Origin of the sequence: Pyxidicoccus sp. MSG2 (assembly GCF_026626705.1) — a bacterium.
Classification (GTDB): domain Bacteria; phylum Myxococcota; class Myxococcia; order Myxococcales; family Myxococcaceae; genus Myxococcus.
The window spans coordinates 8,324,611-8,343,668 of sequence record NZ_JAPNKC010000001.1; the positions used below are offsets into that span (position 1 = coordinate 8,324,611).

Sequence of the window (19,058 nt, forward strand, 5' to 3'; positions counted from 1 at the left end):
GCTCAGGGCGAGGAGCCCACGTGCTGGCGTCCGCCTTCGCCAGCACTCGGTCCGCCGGTGGGAAGCCCATCGGGCCCGACGGACTTGCGCCGCATCACGGCTGCCTCCCATCCGCGGAAGAGCCCCATGCCCGCCAGCATGGCCGCGACGAAGAGCAGCACTGTGGGCGCGCCCTTCGCGAGCGAGACGAGCGCCGGCCCCGGGCAGTAGCCCGCCAGCCCCCAGCCGATGCCGAACAAGGCTGCTCCGCCAACGAGCCGCCGGTCCACTGGCGTCTGTGCCGGCTTGGGGAAGGCCGGCGCGAGCACCGGCTGCGGCCGCTTCAGGATGAACCGTCGCAGAACGGCGTGTGTCCCCACGGCCCCGGCCATGAGGAAGAGGAGGCTCGGGTCCCAGTCGCCAGCGACGTCGAGGAAGCCCATGACCCGGGCCGGGTCCGTCATTCCTCCGATGCCCAGGCCCAGCGCGAAGAGCAGGCCGGTCAACCCGGCCATCAGCACCGCCTTCATCACGCACCTCCCATCAGGTGACGCATCACGAAGGCAGTGCCTATGCCGGTGGCCACGAAGACGCAGGTGGCCACGAGCGAGCGCGTGGCGCCGCGTGCCACGCCACAGACGCCGTGCCCGCTGGTGCAGCCTCCGCCCAGCCGTGAGCCGAAGCCGACGAGCAGGCCCGCGAGGACGGTGACTCCCACACCCGAGACGACCGGGGCTCCCAACGCCCGGGGCAGGAAGACCGCCAGCAGCGCGCCCCCGAGGACGAGGCCGCCGATGAAGGCCGCGCGCCAGGCGATGTCACCGCTCGCGGGCGTGACGATGCCCGCGGTGATGCCGCTGACGCCCGCGATGCGGCCGTTGAAGAGGAGCAGCAGGGAGGCGCTGATGCCAATGAGGACGCCGCCCAGGAGCGAAAGGAGGAATGGATTCATCGTCGGATCACCTGAGAGCATGAAGGCCCGCCCAGGGCTTCGGGGCGAGGAAGGAGAAGGCGCGCGTCGCGCACGTTGATGCGACACCCGGTGGTGTGTCGGCGCCGGGGGGCACGCGGCTCGCCGCGCCGCGGGAGGAGGGGCTGTTGTCGGGAGTGGGCATGGTGCGGGGCCTCACTGCATCGCGTGCTGGGAAGACGGCGGGAGCCCGCAGGCGCGGTTCGCGGGCACGGCCACGTCGATCTGCTTGGGCTTCGGCAGGTCGAGGTGGTCCATGATGCGGATGAACTCCTCACGGCTCCTGCCGGCGACGCGCGGGTTGTGGTGCTTCTCCTCGCCAATCGTCGTCACCGTCAGGCCCTTGTAGTCATGCGCGGGGTAGACGAGCGTCTCGTCGGGAAGGGCGAACAGCACCCGGGTGATGGAATCATAGAGCACGCTCGCGCTCCCGTTCTGGAAGTCGGTGCGCCCATTGCCCCGGATGAGCAGCGCGTCCCCGGTGAAGACGCGGTCGCCCAGGAGGTAGCTCACGCTGTCATCGGTGTGGCCCGGCGTGGCGAGCACCCGGAGTTCCACCGCTCCCACGCGCACCACGTCACCGTGATTCACGTGGACGTCGGCGCAGCCCGCGCCCGCCGCGCCTCCCACCACCGTGGCGCCCGTGCGCTGACGCAGGAGCCCCGACGCCGTGACGTGGTCCGCGTGCACGTGCGTGTCGAAGACATGGCTGAGCGTGAGGCCGAGCTGGCGCACCAGGGTGAGGTCGCGCTCCGCCTGCTCGGCCACCGGGTCGATGAGGAGCGCCTTGCGGCTGGCCAGGTCGGCGATGAGATAGGTATAGGTCGACGACGTGGCATCGAAGAGTTGTCGGAAGAGCATCGGCATGGCCTCCTCACGGTGAGAGTCAGGCCGATGGAAAAAGGATTCAGCGGGGCGTCCGGAAGAGGGCGTCTGCTCCCCAGCCGGGCGGCCCCCGGGCCGGGCGGCCGAGAGAAGGACTCCCATGGCGGCGAGAAGTGAGGCGGAGCTGTTGGCGGCGGCCCGGGAGGGAGATGGCGAGGCGCTGGAAGCGCTGCTCGTCCGGCATGAGCGTCAGGTGTACCGGTTCGGGCTGCGCATGTGCGGCTCGGAGGAGGACGCGAAGGATGTGCTCCAGGAGACGCTGCTGACGGCCTTCCGGGGCCTGCACGCCTTCCGTGGGGACGCGGAGCTGTCCACGTGGCTCTACCAGGTGGCCAGGACGCATTGCTTCCGCGCGCGGCGCAGGAGGGCCGGCGTGCCCGAGGAGCACCTGCCCCTCGACTCACCCGCCGCGGCCGATGTGCCCGTCGAAGGCCCGCCGCCCGACGAGAAGGCGCACGCCCGGCAGATGGGTGAGGTCCTCCAGGCCGCCATCCTCGCGCTGCCAGACGCGTACCGCGAGACGCTCATCCTCCGGGACGTGGAGGGGCTCTCCGCAGAGGAGGCCGCGCGCGTGGTGGGCATCGAGGTGCGGGCGCTCAAGAGTCGGCTGCACCGCGCGCGGATGCAGCTCCGTGAGCACCTCTCCACGCTGCTCGGCGAGGACGCGGCGGCGGGAGGCCAGGGCTGCCCGGAGCTGGCCCAGGAGCTCTCCGATTACGCCGGCCAGGACATCGACCAGGCCACCTGTGTCCGTATCGAGGACCACCTGGGACGCTGCCCGCGCTGCGCCGAGGAGTGCGAGTCTCTCAAGCGCACCGTCTCCCTGTGCCGCCGTATTCCCGGCGACGAGGTGCCCGCGCCCGTGCGCGCGGCGGTGCGGCAGGCGCTCCACGGCACCGTGGCGCCGCGGGCCTGAGCTTCACGTCGAAGACGGGCGCGGGACCCGGGCCCCTTGGTGGCCCGGGCCCCGTCCCTGCCCTCCCATCGAGGAGGAGTGGGAGGGCGAACCTTCAGGCCTTGCTCGGCTGGACTCCCGACGGCGGCGTGGCGACGGCCGCGGAGGCCGGCACCTCCGGCGCGGGCAGGCCCTCCGTGGGCGCGCCCACGTGCATCCGGTGCCGCACCTCGGCGAAGCGCTCGGAGGCCTCGCGCTCCGGGAAGAGCAGCGACACCACCACGCCCACCACGAAGGCCAGGGGGATGGTGATGACGCCCGGGTTCTTCAGCGGGAAGAACGCCTCGGTGTTCTTCAGCAGGTCCACCTGCACCGTGGGCGACAGGAAGATGAGCACCACCGCGCTGAACGTGCCCACCAGCATGCTGGCCACCGCGCCATTCGTGGTGAACTTCTTCCACGACATGGACAGCAGCAGCGCGGGGAAGTTGCCGCTCGCGGCGATGGCGAAGGCCAGTCCCACCATGAAGGCCACGTTCTGCCCCTTGAAGATGACCCCGAGCACCACCGCGAGCACTCCCAGCAGGAGGCTGGCGAGCCGCGCCACCTTCAGTTGCTCGTGCTCGGGTGCCTTGCCCTTGCGCACCACGGTGGACCACAAGTCATGGGACAGCGCCGCCGCGCCGGACAGCGTCAGGCCCGCCACCACCGCGAGAATCGTGGCGAAGGCCACCGCGGAGATGAAGCCCAGGAAGCCCGTGCCGCCCACCACCTCCGCCAGCATGGGCGCCGCCATGTTGCCGCCCTTGTCCACGCCGGTAATCGCCGTGCGGCCCACCAGCACCGACGCGCCGAAGCCGAGGATGAACGTCACCAGGTAGAAGTAGCCGATGAGCCCCGTGGCGTAGAACACGCTGCTGCGCGCCGCCTTCGCGTCCGGCACCGTGTAGAAGCGCATCAGGATGTGCGGCAGGCCCGCGGTGCCGAACATCAGCGCCAGGCCCAGGGAGATGGCCTCCAGGGGGCTCGCCACCAGCTTGCCGGGCGCCAGTGTCTCCGCGCCGTACTGCGTGGCCGCCTCGTTGAAGAGGTTCACCGGATTGAAGCCGAACTTGTAGAGCACCGCCACCGCCAGCGCCGTCGCGCCCGCCAGCAGCAGCACCGCCTTCACGATTTGCACCCACGTGGTGGCAATCATCCCGCCGAAGAGCACGTACAGAATCATCACCGCGCCCACGATGATGACGGCCATCTCGTACGACAGGCCGAAGAGCAGGTGGATGAGGTTGCCGGCGCCCACCATCTGCGCAATCAGGTAGAAGCTCACCACCGCGAGCGTGCCCAGCGCCGCGGACAGGCGCACCGGCGTCTGCTTCAGTCGGTACGCCACCACGTCCGCGAAGGTGTACTTGCCCAGGTTGCGCAGGGGCTCGGCGATGAGGAACGTCACCACCGGCCAGCCCACCAGCCAGCCCACCGAGTAGATGAGCCCGTCGAAGCCGGACATGGCCACCAGCCCCGCGATGCCGAGGAAGCTGGCGGCGCTCATGAAGTCGCCCGCCAGCGCGAAGCCGTTCTGTACGGCGCTCACACCGCCGCCCGCGGCGAAGAACTCGGACGTCGTCTTCGTCTTGCGCGCCGCCCAGTACGTAATCGCCAGGGTGATGCCGACGAAGAGGAGGAAGAAGACGATGGCCGTGGTGTTGGGCTGGCCGAGCTGCGTGCCCGTCGTGGTCGGGTTCATTCCGTCCTCACTTCCTGTCCCGGTACTGGTGGAGGGCCCGGTCGTACTTCCCGTTCGCCCAGACGATGTAGATGCCCGTCAGCAGCCAGGCGGCGAGGATGACCAGCACCCCCAGCACGATGCCAATGGACAGGCCGGGGATGATTTGCTGCCCCATCAGCGGCTTGTTGAAGGCCACCAGCAGGATGAAGCCGAGGTACGCCACCAGCATGGCCACGGTGAGCGCCGCGGCCACGCGCCAGCGCAATCCGGCCAGCGCTTCCAGGGCTTCCTCTCGGGAATTCGCTTGCATCGAAGTTCCTCCACTCATCGCTTGGCCTGCGGGGGGACGCCCTTGGTGAGCAACTCATCGAGCACGGCCGGGTCGGCCAGGGTGCTGGCGTCGCCCAGGTTATCCGTCTCTCCGGACGCAATCTTCCGCAGCATGCGCCGCAGAATCTTTCCGGAGCGCGTCTTGGGCAGGCCATTGACCAGCACCACACGGTCCGGCGTGGCGATGGGGCCGATGACGTGGCGCACCTGCTCCTTCAGCGCGCCCACCATCTGCTCGGCCGACGCCTCCGCCCAGTCCGGCTTCATGGTGACGAAGGCGCACACGCCGGTGCCCTTGAGGTCATGCGGGAAGCCCACCACGGCGGCCTCGGCGACGGACTCGTGGGCCACCAGCGCGCTCTCCACCTCGGCGGTGCCCAGGCGGTGGCCGGACACGTTGAGCACGTCGTCCACGCGGCCCGTAATCCAGTAGTAGCCGTCCTCGTCGCGCCGGCAGCCGTCACCCGTGAAGTACAGCGTGGGGAAGCGCGAGTAGTACGTCTCCACGAAGCGCTGGTGGTGGCCGTACAGCGTGCGCGCCTGCCCGGGCCAGGAGCGCGCCAGGCACAGGTTGCCGCTGACGCCGTTGCCCTCAATCACCCGGCCCTCGTCGTCCACCAGCACCGGCTCCACTCCGAAGAAGGGCAGGGTGGCCGAGCCGGGCTTGCACGGGGTGGCGCCCGGCAGCGGGGCGATGAGGATGCCGCCTGTCTCCGTCTGCCACCAGGTGTCCACCACGGGGCAGCGGCCCTCGCCCACCACGTCGTGGTACCAGCGCCACACCTCGGGGTTGATGGGCTCGCCCACCGAGCCGAGCAGGCGCAGCGTCTTGCGCGAGGACTTCTTCACGAAGCCGTCGCCCTCCTTGATGAGGGCGCGCAGCGCGGTGGGCGCGGTGTAGAGGATGGTGGCCTTGAGGTCGTCCACCACCTGCCAGAGCCGGCCCGCGTTGGGGTACGTGGGCGTGGACTCGAACATGACGGTGGTGGTGCCCGTCGCCAGCGGCCCGTAGAGGATGTAGCTGTGGCCCGTCACCCAGCCGAGGTCCGCGGCGCAGAAGTGCACGTCGTCCGGCTGGATGTCGAAGACGTAGCGGAACGTGGTGGCCGCGTAGGTGAGGTAGCCGCCGGTGGTGTGCAGCACGCCCTTCGGCTTCCCGGTGGAGCCGGAGGTGTAGAGGATGAAGAGCGGGTCCTCGGCGTCCATCCACTCGGCGGGACAGGTGCCGCGGTGCCTGGACATCTCCACGTCCAGCCAGGCGTCGCGGCCGGCGCGCATGGGCACCTCCTTGGCGGTGCGGCGCACGACGAGGATGGACTCCACCTGGGTGAGGCCCTCCACCGCCTCGTCGGCGATGGCCTTGGTGGGCACGAACTTGGGGCCGCGCGGGCCCTCGTTGGCGGTGACGAGCACCTTCGCGCCCGAGTCGAGGATGCGCTCGCGCAAGGACTCCGACGAGAAGCCGGCGAACACCACCGAGTGCACCGCGCCGATGCGCGCGCAGGCGAGCATGGTGTAGGCCAGTTCCGGCACCATGGGCAGGTAGATGCAGACGCGGTCGCCCTTGCGCACGCCATGGGCCTTGAGCACGTTGGCGACGCGGCCCACGTGGTGCTGCAAGTCACGGAAGCTGATGACCTGGTACTCGCCGGGCTCGTTCTTCGCCCAGATGATGGCCGGCTTGCCGGGGCGTGTCTTGGCGTGGCGGTCCACGCAGTTGAAGGCGACGTTGAGCTTGCCGCCGCCGAACCAGGAGAAGTCCACCTGCTCCGCATCCACGTCGAGCACGGTGTCGGGCTTGTGGAACCAGGTGAGCTGCTGGGCCATCTCGCCCCAGAAGGCCTCGGGTTCCTCCAGGCTCTTTTTGTAGAGGCGCTGGTAGTCCTCCAGGCTCTTCACGTGCGAGGTGCGGCTGAACTGCTCCTTCGGGGGGATGAAGTCGTCCTTCGTCGGGGCCATGCGCGTCATCCTTGAGGGCGGGAGGTCAGTAGAAGAGCTGGAGTTGGGCCGTGCCGGTGATGCCGGTGACGGCCTCGGAGAGGTCGCCCACCTTGGCGATGGCGACCTCCGACTTGAGGTTGAGGGTGTGCTTCTGGAACCAGAGGTTGAAGCCCGGCTTCAGGGCGAGCAGGTCCTGGTCCGGCACGCGCGAGTTGAAGTACTCGGCGGAGAGCACGGGCTCGAGCTGGCCGAAGCGCCAGCCGACCTCCGAGAAGAAGCCGGTGCCGCTCTGGGGCGAGTCGAGGCCCTGGCGGTAGGTGTAGACGCCCGTGTTGAAGATGACGGCCTGGTCTCCGGCGAGGGGGAGGTCGAGGAAGATGTCCGTGGACGCGGCGAACGAGTCATGGACGCCGCTGGCGGTGGCGACGGCGGAGGGCTGGTAGTCGACGCCCACGCCCACGGAGAGGCGCGGCTTGTCGTCGAAGTAGATGCCCTGGAAGAAGAGGTCCTCCTCGCGGGTGAGGAAGTTCCACCGGACGGACGCGACGCCGCGCGGGATGTCGTCCGGGTTGACGACGGTGCCGTCGGGCTTCCGGACGCCCTCGGCGCCGTTGAGGATGGCGGCGCGGAAGCCGAGCGGCCCCGCGAAGCCGCGGAGCTGGATGCCCACGTCCCGCCACACCTTGCCGACGCCCGGCGTGAAGCGGATGAGGTTGGAGTGGTAGTCCACCGTGTTGAGGGCGATGGCGCCCTGGAGGTTGTGGCGCGACAGCGGGGCGATGAGGAAGCCGGCGTCCACGAAGAGCTTGTCCGCGAACTCGTACGAGACGAACGCGTCCTGGATGAAGAAGGCGACGTCGTAGTTGCCGTCCTTGCCGAAGTTGGGCTGGTCCGTCTCGAAGAAGAAGGACAGGTGCTTGGTGACGTTGCCGTAGACGAGCAGGCGGGCGCGCCGCAGGAACAGGTCGGTGCCCACGTCACCTACGGGCGCGCCGTCCTTGATGAGCTGCAATTGCGGCTGGAGCAGGAGGCTGACGTTGAGGACGGCTTCGTCGCCAATGGGAATCTTGGCTGCGACCGCGGGGCCGGCGGGCAGCAGGGCCACGAGGGCCAGGAGCGACAGCAGGCGGATGGGGGCAGGGCGCATGCCCACCGCCCTGAGCAACGCCTCTGCCAACGGCCCTTGCTCAGAGATTCAGGACCTTACAGGTTGGCCCGGTGCGTCAGGATGTTACGGAAGGTGACGTGCGCGTTACCGCGGTAACGATTCATGCAATGCGTCGTAACGGTGTGTGCGGGAGGCCGTGTCTGCGCCTGGCTAGGGGCTGCCCTTGCTGGCTTCGGGCTTCAGCCCTCGCAGCCACCACACCACGAAGGTGTGCAGCCGCTGCCCGCGGAAGTCCCCACCCAGCAGCACCGCGTCGCTCATGGAGGTGAAGCGGTCGGTCAGCGTTTCCGGTGGCCCGGGGCCGCCCTCTGTCACCCAGAGCACCTCCTGTCCGGGCGCGAGGGTGGGGTCCGGCCACAAGTCGTACTGGCTGAACCTCGCGGGGAACGCGGTGTCCGTGATGCCGCCCGCGTAGTACGCCACCTGCGAGGCGAGCTGGTATTCGGACGCGTAGATGGCCGCGATGTTGTGCGCGTCCAGGCCGGGGAACAGCTTCTGGGGCGTGGCCAGCTCGCGCAGCACGCTCCAGCCGTGGGTGCGCCACAGCACGGTGTCCCGCCGCTCGGTGCGCACCAGCGGGAAGAGGACATGGGTGCCCACCGCAAGCACCAGCACCAGGCTGGAGGCCGCGACGGCCCGCTGCCAGGCTGGGCGCAGGCCCGCCACGCCCACGCACGCGGCCACATAGGCCGCCGCGGGCCAGTTGGCCTCGCCCTGCGCGCGCACCGACGCGTAGCCGAAGAAGAGCAGCGGCACCACCGCCGCCATGCGCAGGAGGAACTGCTCACGCGGGCCGCGCACCGCGTACACCAGGGCGAGGGGGAACAGCACCGGGCCGCCGAGCGCGAGCTGCCCCGCGAGGAACTGGCCGAAGGTGTTCCACCCGCCGCGTCCCTCGAAGCCGTGGTGGAGCTGGAAGAGGAACCCCACCCACTCATGCCGCGCGTTCCACAGCACCACCGGGACGAAGCACAACAGCGCCAGCGCGCCCGTGCCCCAGGCCCCCCACGGCAGCCGCCGCGCGCGCGCCGCCGCCAGCAGGAAGGCCAGGCCCAGCAGCACCGCCGGGTACTTGGACAGCAGCGCCAGGCCGCAGGCCAGCCCCGCCCACCCCCAGCGCTCCTTCCAGAGGGCCCACAGCCCCAGCGTCCAGAAGAGGAGCAGCGGCGAGTCGGGCGTGGCCCACACCCCGGCCACCATGCCCGCGGGCACCACGCTCCACAGCGCCGCCGCGCGCCACGCCGCCTCCCGGCTGCCGTACACATCCCGCGCCAGGCCCCACACCGCGGCCACCGTGCCCGCGCCACACACCAGCGCCGTGGCATGGATGCCGAGCACCGCGATGAGCCACGCCGCCATGGGCGGATGGTCGTAGTAGCCCCACGCCAGGTGCCGGGCCCACTGCCAGTAGTACGCGGTGTCGAAGTAGACGTCCGTGCCCACCGCCAACGCGAGCCGCAGTCCCGCGGACACCGCGAGCAGGGTGAGGCAGGCCTTCACGGAAGGGGAAGGCGTGGCTGGGGGAGACGGCGGGCTCACGCCTCTGGACTAAGCGCACCGGGCGCCCGTTGGCCAGAGGCGTGTTGTGCCTTCCGTGTCTTCCGCTTCCGGGCACCACCCGGGTGGGGATAGACATCCGTTCCCCATGAGCCCGCCTCCTGCTCCTCCGCCCCTTCCGCCTGCCAGCTCGCTGAGCGGCCCCGCGTTCCGGTGGCTCCATGCGGGCGCGTGGGTGCTGCTGGGTGTGGCGCTGGCGCACGTCTTCTTCCGCTTCAGCGATGGGACGCTGGACCCGATGGAGCTCTTCAACTCGGACGAGCTCTATCTGCCGGCCCTGTACCGCGACCTCTTCGAGCTGGGCGGCAGGTGGGCCGGGTGGCGGCTGACGCCCGCGCCGTACTTCTTCCCGGACATGCCGCTGTACTTCGCGCTCCAGGCGCTGTCCGGCTCCCTCGTGTACGCCACCCTGCTGTACGCGGCGGTGCAGGTGGCGCTGCTGGTGCTGTCCACGCAGTTCCTCGTGCGCACGGCGGCGCCTCCTGGCGCGGCGGCGCTGGGGCAGGTGGTGGCCGTCTGCGTGGTGGCAGGGCTGCTGGTGGCCTACGGCACGGGGACCTTCCGCGTGATGCAGACCTCGGTGCTCAGCGCCATCCACTTCAGCACGGTGCCCATGGCGCTGGCGGGGCTGGCGCTGGCATTGCGGACGTTCCGGGGGGACTCGCGTCTCGCACCCTGGCTGCTCGGCGTGCTGTGCTTCCTGGCGAGCGCCTCGGACAGCCTCTTCGCCGTCGTCTTCACCGTGCCCGCGGGGCTGTGCCTCGTGCTCCTCGCGGTGGCACGGCGTCCGGTTCCATGGCGGCGGCTGGGTGCCATCCTCGGCATCCTGGGTGGGGCCACGCTGCTGGGCTTCCGCGCGGTGCGGTGGTCGACGCTCAAGCGCTCGGGTTCCGGGTATACGAAGCTGCGGGCGGACGCGGCGTGGGAGAGCCTCCGGCAGCTCGGGTCCCTGGTGGTGGAGCAGGTGCAGCGCTCTCCGGGGCTGACGGTGCTGTGGGTCGTCATGACGCTGGCCGCGGTGGCGGTGCTGGTGGCGCGGCGCCGTCAGTGGACGGCGTCCGGCTCTCCGAGGGGGGGCGTGTACGCGGTGTGCCTCTTCGGAGTGCTCGCGCTGGGAACGAACGTGGGCGCGGTGGTGCTGACGGGCCTCTTCCGAGACGACACGTGCTTCCGCTACCTCCCGATGTCCCTCCTGCTTCCATTCCTCGGCCTGGCGTTCGCGGCCGGGCTCGTGCCGCGCGAGACGTGGCAACGGGCGCTCGGCGCGGTGGCCCTGGGCGTGGTGGCGGTGGCCTGGGGGGGGACGTTCGCTCGCAATCCGTGGCGCACCGAGGGGCCGCTCGTCTCCGGGTACTACCCGCGCCTCGTCGCGTGCCTGGATGAGAACCGCGAGCGCCATGGGCTGGCGTGGGGCGTGGGGGACTACTGGAACGCGAAGTTCGTCTCGCTCTTCTCACGCACCGGGCTGTGGGTGAACCAGGTGGAGGGGGAGGGCCGCGTCCAACCCTGGATTACCAACGTCGACTGGTACCTGGCCCGGCACGGCGAGCGCCCGGACCACACCTTCGTCATCACGGAGCGGCTCGACATGGCGGGCTTCAAGCGCAGGTTCGGCGAGCCGCGCGCGAGCTTCCAGTGTGAGGGCGTCGAAGTCTTCGTGTACGGCGACGGCTTCGACACCGCGCTGCGCGACGCCTTCGCCGACGAGCTGAAGGTGCCGCGTCGGTGACGCGGCACCTTCACGGGGTTCAGGCGGCGGGCTTCGAGTTGGAGTGGTCGTTCGCCTTGCCCAGCAGGTAGCCGCCGTGGCTGAGGGCGAGGAGCGCGACAAAGCCCTGCGAGAGCGCCGGCAGGCCGTCCGTCTTGCCCGTCATGACGGACGAGGCGACGTCCATGAAGTAGCTCACCGAGGCGATGAGCGTGAAGTAGAACATCTGCACCTTGGCGAGGTCGATGTGGGCGGTGTTGCCGACCTCGTCACCCTGGAACATGTCGGAGACGCGGGCGTCTTGAATGCTCTTGTTGGCGTAGAGCGTGCCGACGCTGTTCTGCTCGATGTCCTTCATGTCCTCGGCGAGCTGGGTGGACGTGTTCCGCATCATCTTTTCGTCCGGCTTGCGGGTGCGCTTGGCGCCGAGGATGAGCGGCGTGCCCAGCAGGGACGTGGTGGAGATGCCCATCGCCAACCAGAGCTCCTGGGGGATGCCGACGGCCACCGCGTCGGGCGTGCCCGCCTTCACGCGGGAGAGGGCCATGGTCAGGTAGCCGCCGACGACAATCACCGTCCACACGACGGCCTGCATGCGCGAGAGGCTCATCATGTTGCGCTCGTTGACGAGCACGCCGAAGGGGGTGCCTGAAATCGCCTGTCCCAGCACGAGGAGGAACAGTGCCAGTGCGCCGGTGGTCGCGACGTAGCTCCAGCCGGGAGCCACGAACCAGGAAGTGGCGAGCGCCACCAACGGCAGCGCGCCCGTGAGGAGGACGAGGCGGCTGTTCTCCTGCTGTGGAATGGGAATGACCGCGGTGTCTCCAGGCTTGGGCTCACCGACGGCGACTGTGGTTGCGACAGGTGGATTCTGCGCCATGACTTCCCCCCGGGTGGTGGAGGCCATGCTAACGAGCTGTCGTTGATTCCGGTCTATGCGGGCTGGCAGTCTCGACTGATGGACACTCGTTCGGGACTTGGGGGCGGTGGACTATTCATGGAGGGGGCGCAGCAGCCCGGCCTCGCCCAGAATCGCTTGTACGTGTGCGGCGAGAGCAACGTGCTCGGGGTTGCTCGCCGTGAAGCACTCCGGGGTGAGGATGACGAGAGTACCCTTGTCCTCCACAGGTTCGATGCGTGCCGGAGCGGGGAGGGGAGGTACCGCGCCGCGACTCCGCGAGAAGTACATGACCCAACCCGCGAAGGTGCCGGGCTCCGCTGCCTTGAGCACTTCGGCTCTATGGAGTTCGGAGGTCGCGATGCCCCAATCCGGTTCCCAGGCCAGCGCCATGGCGCGAAGAGCGCGGGTCATCACGGTCCCATTCATGACCCGCTGTGCGATGAGCCCCTGACGGGGAGGATTCAGCGTGCACGAGTTGCATACGGACGCTGACGTCAGCCCGCACTTCAGAATCACGCCGGTAGCGCTTCCCTGGGACTCTCCACTCCATGCTGTCAGGGTGAAACCACCCAGCAGGTGATGCTTCTTCGTCGTGAATAGCTGCTCGAAGGTCGCTGGTTGAGGCGCCAGAGGCCGTTCGAGTGCCTCTTCACGAGTCCTGCCTGTCGCAAACCAATGCTCCCAGGTTGGCTCCAGGGGTCCCAGGTCCTGGAAGAGACGCGTTGTGCGTCGAGCGCAGGCTTCGGCCGACTCCTTGCGGCCGGGCCAGTAGACACCGGCGTAGTAGCCCTCGGACATGAGGCCCTCCTATCAGGGCTGCGCGGGAACGTGGACGACCTCGATGTTCGTACCGCCTCACGCCCGGGTGCGCGGGATGCCGAGCTTCTGGCGCTTCTCCCACAGCGCCTTGCGGCTGATGCCCAGCCGCTTCGCCAATTCCGTCTCGCCCATGTGCTCCTGGTGCTCCAGCACGAAGCGGCGGAAGTACTCCTCCATTGAGTCCGTCGACTCACCCGCTTCCTCGACACCACTCTCACCGACGTCCGGCGCCACGGCCTCTCCGCCGCCCGGCAGCTCCAGCGCCAGCAGGTCCGGCGTCACCACCGGCCCGTCCGCGAGGATGACCGCGCGCTCAATCGCGTTCTCCAGCTCGCGCACGTTGCCCGGCCACGGGTGTGACGTCATCGCCATCATCGCTTCCGTCGAGAACGTCGCCACGGGTCGCCCGAGCTGCCGGCACGCCTTCTCCAGCAGGTGCTTCGCCAGCGCGGGGAGGTCCTCTCCACGCTCCCTCAGCGGCGGAAGCCGTATCTCCACCACGCGCAGCCGGAAGTAGAGGTCCTGGCGGAACGTCCCCTCCTGCACGCGACGCGGAAGGTCCCGATGCGTCGCCGCGACGATGCGCACGTCCACCCGGCGCGGCCGCGTCGAGCCCACCCGTCGCACCTCACCGTCCTGCAACATGCGGAGCAGTCGTGCCTGCGCGGGCGCGGGCAGCTCGCCAATCTCGTCCAGGAACAGCGTCCCGCCGTGCGCCGCCTCCACCAGGCCCGCGTGCGCCGCCTGAGCTCCCGTGAAGGCGCCCTTCTCGTGGCCGAAGAGCTCGCTTTCCAGCAACCCCTCTGGAATCGCCGCGCAGTTCACCGCCACCAGCGGCCCGTCCGTCCTCGGGCTCTGTGCGTGAATCGCCCGGGCCACCAGTTCCTTGCCCGTGCCGGACTCGCCCAGCACCAGCACCGTGGCCGGGGAGGGGGCCACCTTGCGCACGCGCTCGAAGACCTCGCGCATCGCCGTGCAGCTCCCCACCATGCCGCTCACCGGGTGCGCCTGCTCCACCTCGCGCTTCAGCGCCGCGTTCTGCCGCGCCAGCTTCCCCTCGCGCAGCACCCGTTCCACCTGCATCAGCAATTCGTCGTGGTCGAACGGCTTGGCGATGTAGTCCACCGCGCCCAGCTTCATCGCGTCCACCGCGGACTTCACCGTGGCGTAGCTCGTCATGATGAGCACCGGCACGCCCGGGCACAGCGCAATCACATCCGTCCCCGGCGCTCCCGGCAGGCGCAGGTCCGACAGCACCAGGTCGAACGAGTCCAGCGCGTAGTCGGCCGACGCCTCCTGCACGCTGCCCGCCTCGGACACGTCGTGCCCCGCGCGCACCAGCAGGCGGCGCAGCTCCGTGCGGATGATGGGCTCGTCCTCGATGACCAGGATGCGACTCATGCCAGGGCTCCCCGTCCGGTCTGGACTCCCAGCGGCTCCGGCAGGCTCACCGTCACGCTAGTGCCTCCCCCGGGGCGGCTGTCCACCTGCATGGCCCCTCCATGCTCCCGCACGATTCCCGCCACCAGCGCCAGCCCCAGCCCCGTGCCCTCGCCCGGCTGCTTCGTCGTGAAGAAGGGCTCGAAGATGCGCTGGGTCAGCTCTCGCGGAACGCCAGCGCCCCGGTCCAGCACCCGCAGGTGGACGCCCCTGCCGTCAACCTCCGCCACCAGTTCCACCAACGCGCCGTCGGGCGAGGCGTCGATGGCATTGGTCAGCAGATTCACCAGCACCTGCTCCAGCCGCTGCGCGTCGCCCAGCACCTCCAGCCCCTCCGGACAGCGGTGCTCGAAGCGCAGCCCCCGGTCCTTCCGCGTGCCGCGTGCGAGCCTCGCCAGCTCCACGGATTCCGTCAGCAAGGGGCCCACCGCGACTCGCGTGAAGGGGCGCGCCTCGCCGCCCGCCGTGCCCGCGTGGCTGAAGCCCACCAGCGCCCGGACAATCGCGTCGATGCGCCGGCACTGCTGGAGGATGAGTCCCACGCGCTCGCGCACCGCCTCCGCGTCGTCCAATTCGTACTTGAGGTTCTGAGCGAGGCTGGCAATCGCCGTCAGCGGGTTGCCAATCTCGTGCGCCACGCCCGCCGCCACCCGGCCCAGCGAGGCCAGCCGGTCCTGGTGTGCCAACCGCGCGTCCACCGCCTTGCGCTCCGTCAGGTCCTCTACCAGCAGTGCCATGCCCTCGGACGCGCTGCCCCGCTCCTCCGCCGCCGACAGCCGCGAGCGGTGCAGGCGCAGCACGCGCTCGCCTCCCGCCACGGTGACGCGCGCTTCCGTGTCCTCCTCGGCGCCGGCCGCGAAGCCGGACAAGAGCGGGCCCCAGGGCCCCGGCAGCGCCGCGAGCAGGTGGCCCCGCACCGCGCCCGCCTCCACGCCGGCCAACCGCTCCAGCGCCGCGTTCCAGATGACCACCTCGCCGTCCGGCCCCACCGCGCACACGCCCAGCGGCAGGTCCTCGAGGATGCGCCGCAGGTAGCGCCGCACCGCCTCCAGCGCATGGACGGGTCCGCCCTGCATGCTTCGCGCGTCCCGCAGCAGCTCCTCCACGAAGCGCAGTTGCTCCGCCAGCGCGGTGCGCGCTTCCGGCTCCAGCCGCAGCGCCTCCTCCACCGTCAGCCGCGCCAGCACCGGGCCGAGGAGCCCCGACAGGTTGCGCTCCACGCCGTCGCGCAGCCGGCGCAGCTCCGCGGGCCGCCGCTCGTCCGGGGGCAGGCCCAGCGAGGCCAGCGCCCGGTCCACCTCCGCCGCCGCGGCCTCCTTGCCCAGCAGCGGCGCCAGGCTCCGACGGAACTCCTCCGGCGAGCCCGCCACCACGCCACCCGAGGCCAGCGCGGGCGCCTCGCGCGTGCAGGCCCGCGCGGCCTCCGCCTCCCGCGCCGACTGCCGCGTGGCCAGCGACACCGCCACGAAGGCCAGCACGTTGAGCGTCAGCGACGCGAAGGTGGAGAAGCCCCACGGTTCATCCGAGGGGAAGCCGAGCAACCCCGCCACCCGCCGCGTCCACGCCACCACACCCGGCGAGGCCCACAGCGGCACCACCAGCGTCACCGCCCACGTGGCTGCGCCGACGCTCAACCCCGCGAGCAACCCCGCCCGCGTGCCGCGCTTCCAGAAGAGCAGCCCCAGCACGCCCGGGGCGAACTGCGCCACCGCGACGAAGGACACCAGCCCCAGGTCCACCAGCCCCGTGCCGCGCGTGTCCAGCAGCCGGTAGAAGCCGTAGCCCGCCAGGATGATGATGGCGATGAGCAGCCGCCGCGCCCACAAGAGCCAGCCGTACAGGTGCGGCTGGCCGCGCGCGTAGCCCAGGGGCAGCACCAGGTGCGTGAGGCACATGGGCGCCAGCGCGAGCGTGGTGACGATGACCATGGCGCTCGCCGCGGACACGCCGCCCAGGAAGGCCACCAGCGCCAGACCCGTGGCCCCGCGCGACGCCGGCACGCCCAGCACGTGGAAGTCCGCGGGCCAGGGCAGCCCCACCGCGTCCCCGCTCCACAGCAGCACCGGCACGAACAGGTTCATCACCAGCAGCAGCAGGGGGAGCGCCCAGGTGGCGGTGGCCCACCCGTCCTTCTCCGGCGCCTCGGTGAAGGCCACGTGGTAGCTGCGCGGCGTCAGGAAGGCCGCCGCGCAGGACAGCACCAGCAGCGGCGCCCAGGACGCGTCCCGGGCCGGCCGCTGGAGCCCGTCCACCGCCTCCGGGTGGGCATCCAGCCACGCCATCAGCCCGTCCACGCCGCCGAACACGGAGGACACCGCCCACAGGCCCACGGCCGTGAGCGCCACCACCTTCACCGCGGACTCGAAGGCGATGGCCAGCATCAGCCCCTCGTGCCGCTCGCGCGGGGTGAGGTGCCGCGCGCCGAAGAGGACGGAGAAGCCGGTCAGCACCGCGCAGAAGCCCAGGCCCACGAGCGTGGGCGACGCGGAGGGGCTGAGCACCTTCGCGGACTCCACGACGGCGCGCACCTGGAGCGCGAGGTACGGGAGGCTTCCGGCCAGCATGAACAGCGTCACCGCCGTGCCGGTGGACTGGCCCGGGTAGCGGAAGGCCAGCACGTCCGCCAGCGACGTGAGCTGCAACTCACGCGTCAGCCGCAGCAGCGGGCGCCACAGCACGGGGCTCAGCAGGCAGGCCAGCGTGACGCCCAGGTAGATGCCCAGGTAGCGGAAGCCGTGCCGCGCCGCGTACCCCACGCTGCCGAAGTAGGACCACGAGGTGGCGTACACGCCCAGCGCCAGCGAGTAGACGAGCGGGTGCTGGGTGATGCGCGCGGGGATGACGCCCCGCTCGGCGGCGTACGCCACCAGGAAGAGCACGAGCAGGTACGCGACGGACGCCGCGACGAGCGGGCCCAGCTCAAGTGTCATGGCCACCGCTCCGGTGTGCCACCCAGCCGCCCAGGGCGATGACGCCCAGCCAGACGAGGAAGGGCAGGTAGCCGGGCGCTCCCTCCGCCAGCCACAGCCGGCGCAGCGGAGAGCCGAAGACGAGCACCGCGATGGCGAAGACGAGCAGCGACGGCATGGCCGGCGCGTCGGGCTCGGAGGGGCGCTTCATGACCTCCGAGGATAGCAGCGGTGGAACGGCCCGGTAGCCCACCCCCGGCCCCGGCTGATAATCCAGGGGCCACATGGCGGACGTCCCTCCCTTCTCCGAGCTCTCCCAGTTCACCCTGGACCGTCCCTCGCTCCGGCTGCTCCCGGAGTCCTTCTGCCGGCGCAACAAGGTGGCGGTGCTGGGTCGCGTGGACCCGGCCGCGCATGCCTCGCCGGTGACGGTGGGCATGGTCCAGCCGGACAACCGCGTCATCATCGAGCTCATCAGCGACTTCCTCCGGCGCCCGCTCCAGCCCGTCCACCTCAACCACTACGAAGTCGAGTCCGCGCTGGAGGTGGGCTTCGGCGCGGGGCCCCGCATCACCGCGGACCTCACGCTCAAGGCCCGCGTGCCGCTGTCCGAAGCGCCGTCCGCGGTGGAGCTGGTGGACCACGTGCTCGCCACCGCGGTGGAGCTCAAGGCGTCCGACATCCACGTGGAGGGCTACTTCGACGACGTGGACCTGCGCTATCGCATCGACGGCATCCTCCACCAGTCGTACACGGACATCGACCCGCGCTCGCTGCCGGAGGTGGTCAGCCGCATCAAGCTGCTCGCCGGGCTGGACATCACGGAGCGCCGCCGCCCGCAGGACGGCCGCTTCCGCGCACTCCTGGAGGGCTCCGAGGGACGCAAGCTGGTGGACTACCGCGTCAGCGTGGTGCCCAGCCCCGTGGGCGAGGACGTGGTCATCCGCATCCTCGACGCCAGCGTGGGCCTGGTCCCCGTGGAGCAGCTGGGCATGTCCCCGGCCATGCAGACGCTCTTCCTCCAACTGCTGTGCAACCCGGAGGGGCTGGTGCTCGTCACCGGGCCCACGGGCAGCGGCAAGACGACGACGCTGTACTCGGCGCTGGCCCGGCTCAACGACGGCCGCAGGAAGATCATCACCGCCGAGGACCCCATCGAGTACTACGTCCCCAAGGTGAACCAGAAGCAGGTGACGCAGCAGATGCCGCACGCGACGCTGCTGCGCGCCATGCTCCGCCAGGACCCCAACGTCATGCTGGTGGGCGAGGTCCGTGATTTGGAGACGGGCAGCATGGCCCTCACCGCCGCGTCCACCGGTCACGTGGTGCTGGGCACGCTGCACACCGCGGACGCGGTGGGCGCGGTGGCGCGGCTGCGCGGGCTGAAGCTGGACGACGTGGACATCAGCGATTCGCTGCTGGCGGTGCTGGCCCAGCGACTGGTGCGCCGCATCTGCGAGCAGTGCGTGGAGCCCGTCCCGCCCACCCTGGAGCAGGAGGCGCTCCTCGGCCGGCTGCTGAAGGGCGTGCAGCCGCACGCGGGCAGGGGCTGCGAGGCGTGCCACCACACCGGCTACAAGGGACGTCTGGGCATCTTCGAGCTGCTGCTGGTGGACCCGGACCTCCAGGACCTCATCGCCCGGAGCGCGCCCACCGTGGAGCTGCGCCGCCATGCGCGGGCGCACGGGCTGCGCACGCTGGTGCAGGACGCGCTGGACAAGGTGTCCGCGCGCATGACGACGCTCGCGGAGCTGGTGCGCGTGGTGCCGTACCGGCACATCCTCACAATCCGCGACGAAGGGCAGGACGCCGGGTAGGATGCCGGCCTCG

Annotated in this window: 16 protein-coding genes; 3 read left to right on the forward strand and 13 right to left on the reverse strand. The window is 70.5% G+C overall.

Features of this window, described 5'->3' with window-relative positions; genetic code table 11:
- Window positions 1-2: 2 nt before the first annotated feature.
- The 3 genes from OV427_RS32725 to OV427_RS32735 form a co-directional block, all read right to left on the reverse strand.
- The gene (locus OV427_RS32725; protein ID WP_267860135.1) at window positions 3-509 is read right to left on the reverse strand and encodes a DUF6691 family protein; all 507 of its coding nucleotides are present in this window, start codon (window positions 507-509) and stop codon (window positions 3-5) included.
- Entirely contained in the window at window positions 509-931 is a 423-nt protein-coding gene (locus OV427_RS32730) for a YeeE/YedE family protein (RefSeq protein WP_267860136.1), read from the reverse strand. Before OV427_RS32730 ends, OV427_RS32725 begins: the two co-directional genes overlap by 1 nt.
- A 174-nt stretch (window positions 932-1,105) precedes the next feature.
- Window positions 1,106-1,810 (reverse strand): MBL fold metallo-hydrolase, encoded by a 705-nt coding sequence (locus tag OV427_RS32735; RefSeq protein WP_267860137.1) that lies wholly within the window; start codon window positions 1,808-1,810, stop codon window positions 1,106-1,108.
- Between the two features lie 124 nt (window positions 1,811-1,934).
- On the opposite strand from OV427_RS32735, the gene OV427_RS32740 reads away from it, so the two are divergent.
- Entirely contained in the window at window positions 1,935-2,750 is an 816-nt protein-coding gene (locus OV427_RS32740) for a sigma-70 family RNA polymerase sigma factor (protein WP_267860138.1), read from the forward strand.
- Between the two features lie 94 nt (window positions 2,751-2,844).
- Here OV427_RS32740 and OV427_RS32745 read toward each other — a convergent pair whose 3' ends face one another.
- The 5 genes from OV427_RS32745 to OV427_RS32765 form a co-directional block, all read right to left on the reverse strand.
- Window positions 2,845-4,473: a sodium:solute symporter family transporter gene (locus tag OV427_RS32745; RefSeq protein WP_267860139.1), complete on the reverse strand. Its 1,629-nt coding sequence runs from the start codon at window positions 4,471-4,473 to the stop codon at window positions 2,845-2,847.
- A 7-nt stretch (window positions 4,474-4,480) separates the two neighbouring features.
- Window positions 4,481-4,765, reverse strand: a complete 285-nt coding sequence (locus OV427_RS32750; RefSeq protein ID WP_267860140.1) for a DUF485 domain-containing protein — start codon at window positions 4,763-4,765, stop codon at window positions 4,481-4,483.
- Window positions 4,766-4,779: 14 nt separating this feature from the next.
- Window positions 4,780-6,744 (reverse strand): acetate--CoA ligase, encoded by a 1,965-nt coding sequence (gene acs, locus OV427_RS32755; RefSeq protein ID WP_267860141.1) that lies wholly within the window; start codon window positions 6,742-6,744, stop codon window positions 4,780-4,782.
- Between the two features lie 25 nt (window positions 6,745-6,769).
- The gene (locus OV427_RS32760) at window positions 6,770-7,873 is read right to left on the reverse strand and encodes a porin (protein WP_267860142.1); all 1,104 of its coding nucleotides are present in this window, start codon (window positions 7,871-7,873) and stop codon (window positions 6,770-6,772) included.
- A 171-nt stretch (window positions 7,874-8,044) separates the two neighbouring features.
- On the reverse strand, window positions 8,045-9,433 hold the full coding sequence (locus OV427_RS32765; protein ID WP_267860143.1) for an ArnT family glycosyltransferase: 1,389 nt from the start codon (window positions 9,431-9,433) through the stop codon (window positions 8,045-8,047).
- A gap of 106 nt (window positions 9,434-9,539) precedes the next feature.
- Between OV427_RS32765 and OV427_RS32770 the strand changes: the two genes are divergently transcribed.
- On the forward strand, window positions 9,540-11,180 hold the full coding sequence (locus OV427_RS32770) for a hypothetical protein (RefSeq protein WP_267860144.1): 1,641 nt from the start codon (window positions 9,540-9,542) through the stop codon (window positions 11,178-11,180).
- A gap of 19 nt (window positions 11,181-11,199) precedes the next feature.
- Here OV427_RS32770 and OV427_RS32775 read toward each other — a convergent pair whose 3' ends face one another.
- The 5 genes from OV427_RS32775 to OV427_RS32795 form a co-directional block, all read right to left on the reverse strand.
- A complete protein-coding gene (locus OV427_RS32775; RefSeq protein WP_267860145.1) occupies window positions 11,200-12,039 on the reverse strand; it encodes a hypothetical protein in 840 nt (279 codons plus the stop codon).
- A gap of 111 nt (window positions 12,040-12,150) precedes the next feature.
- Entirely contained in the window at window positions 12,151-12,858 is a 708-nt protein-coding gene (locus tag OV427_RS32780; RefSeq protein ID WP_267860146.1) for an immunity 52 family protein, read from the reverse strand.
- A 57-nt stretch (window positions 12,859-12,915) separates the two neighbouring features.
- Entirely contained in the window at window positions 12,916-14,280 is a 1,365-nt protein-coding gene (locus tag OV427_RS32785; RefSeq protein WP_267860147.1) for a sigma-54-dependent transcriptional regulator, read from the reverse strand.
- Window positions 14,277-17,249 carry an ATP-binding protein gene (locus tag OV427_RS32790; RefSeq protein WP_267860148.1) on the reverse strand — a complete coding sequence of 991 codons (2,973 nt, stop codon included), beginning with the start codon at window positions 17,247-17,249 and terminating at the stop codon, window positions 14,277-14,279. Before OV427_RS32790 ends, OV427_RS32785 begins: the two co-directional genes overlap by 4 nt.
- Window positions 17,239-17,514, reverse strand: coding sequence for a hypothetical protein (locus OV427_RS32795; RefSeq protein ID WP_267860149.1), 276 nt, complete (start codon window positions 17,512-17,514; stop codon window positions 17,239-17,241). The genes OV427_RS32790 and OV427_RS32795 overlap by 11 nt, the downstream gene beginning before the upstream one ends.
- On the opposite strand from OV427_RS32795, the gene OV427_RS32800 reads away from it, so the two are divergent.
- A complete protein-coding gene (locus OV427_RS32800; protein WP_267860150.1) occupies window positions 17,513-19,045 on the forward strand; it encodes a GspE/PulE family protein in 1,533 nt (510 codons plus the stop codon). The two genes, OV427_RS32795 and OV427_RS32800, sit on opposite strands and share 2 nt — an antisense overlap.
- Window positions 19,046-19,058: the final 13 nt, after the last annotated feature.

Excerpts from the sequence above, each read along its gene's own strand:
- OV427_RS32725 (WP_267860135.1), bottom strand. The coding sequence starts at position 509 with ATGAAGGCGGTGCTGATGGCCGGGTTGACCGGCCTGCTCTTCGCGCTG.
- OV427_RS32730 (WP_267860136.1), bottom strand. The coding sequence starts at position 931 with ATGAATCCATTCCTCCTTTCGCTCCTGGGCGGCGTCCTCATTGGCATC.
- OV427_RS32735 (WP_267860137.1), bottom strand. The coding sequence starts at position 1,810 with ATGCTCTTCCGACAACTCTTCGATGCCACGTCGTCGACCTATACCTAT.
- OV427_RS32740 (WP_267860138.1), top strand. The coding sequence starts at position 1,935 with ATGGCGGCGAGAAGTGAGGCGGAGCTGTTGGCGGCGGCCCGGGAGGGA.
- OV427_RS32745 (WP_267860139.1), bottom strand. The coding sequence starts at position 4,473 with ATGAACCCGACCACGACGGGCACGCAGCTCGGCCAGCCCAACACCACG.
- OV427_RS32750 (WP_267860140.1), bottom strand. The coding sequence starts at position 4,765 with ATGCAAGCGAATTCCCGAGAGGAAGCCCTGGAAGCGCTGGCCGGATTG.
- acs (WP_267860141.1), bottom strand. The coding sequence starts at position 6,744 with ATGGCCCCGACGAAGGACGACTTCATCCCCCCGAAGGAGCAGTTCAGC.
- OV427_RS32760 (WP_267860142.1), bottom strand. The coding sequence starts at position 7,873 with ATGCGCCCTGCCCCCATCCGCCTGCTGTCGCTCCTGGCCCTCGTGGCC.
- OV427_RS32770 (WP_267860144.1), top strand. The coding sequence starts at position 9,540 with ATGAGCCCGCCTCCTGCTCCTCCGCCCCTTCCGCCTGCCAGCTCGCTG.
- OV427_RS32775 (WP_267860145.1), bottom strand. The coding sequence starts at position 12,039 with ATGGCGCAGAATCCACCTGTCGCAACCACAGTCGCCGTCGGTGAGCCC.
- OV427_RS32780 (WP_267860146.1), bottom strand. The coding sequence starts at position 12,858 with ATGTCCGAGGGCTACTACGCCGGTGTCTACTGGCCCGGCCGCAAGGAG.
- OV427_RS32785 (WP_267860147.1), bottom strand. The coding sequence starts at position 14,280 with ATGAGTCGCATCCTGGTCATCGAGGACGAGCCCATCATCCGCACGGAG.
- OV427_RS32790 (WP_267860148.1), bottom strand. The coding sequence starts at position 17,249 with ATGACACTTGAGCTGGGCCCGCTCGTCGCGGCGTCCGTCGCGTACCTG.
- OV427_RS32800 (WP_267860150.1), top strand. The coding sequence starts at position 17,513 with ATGGCGGACGTCCCTCCCTTCTCCGAGCTCTCCCAGTTCACCCTGGAC.
- OV427_RS32795 (WP_267860149.1), bottom strand. The coding sequence starts at position 17,514 with ATGTGGCCCCTGGATTATCAGCCGGGGCCGGGGGTGGGCTACCGGGCC.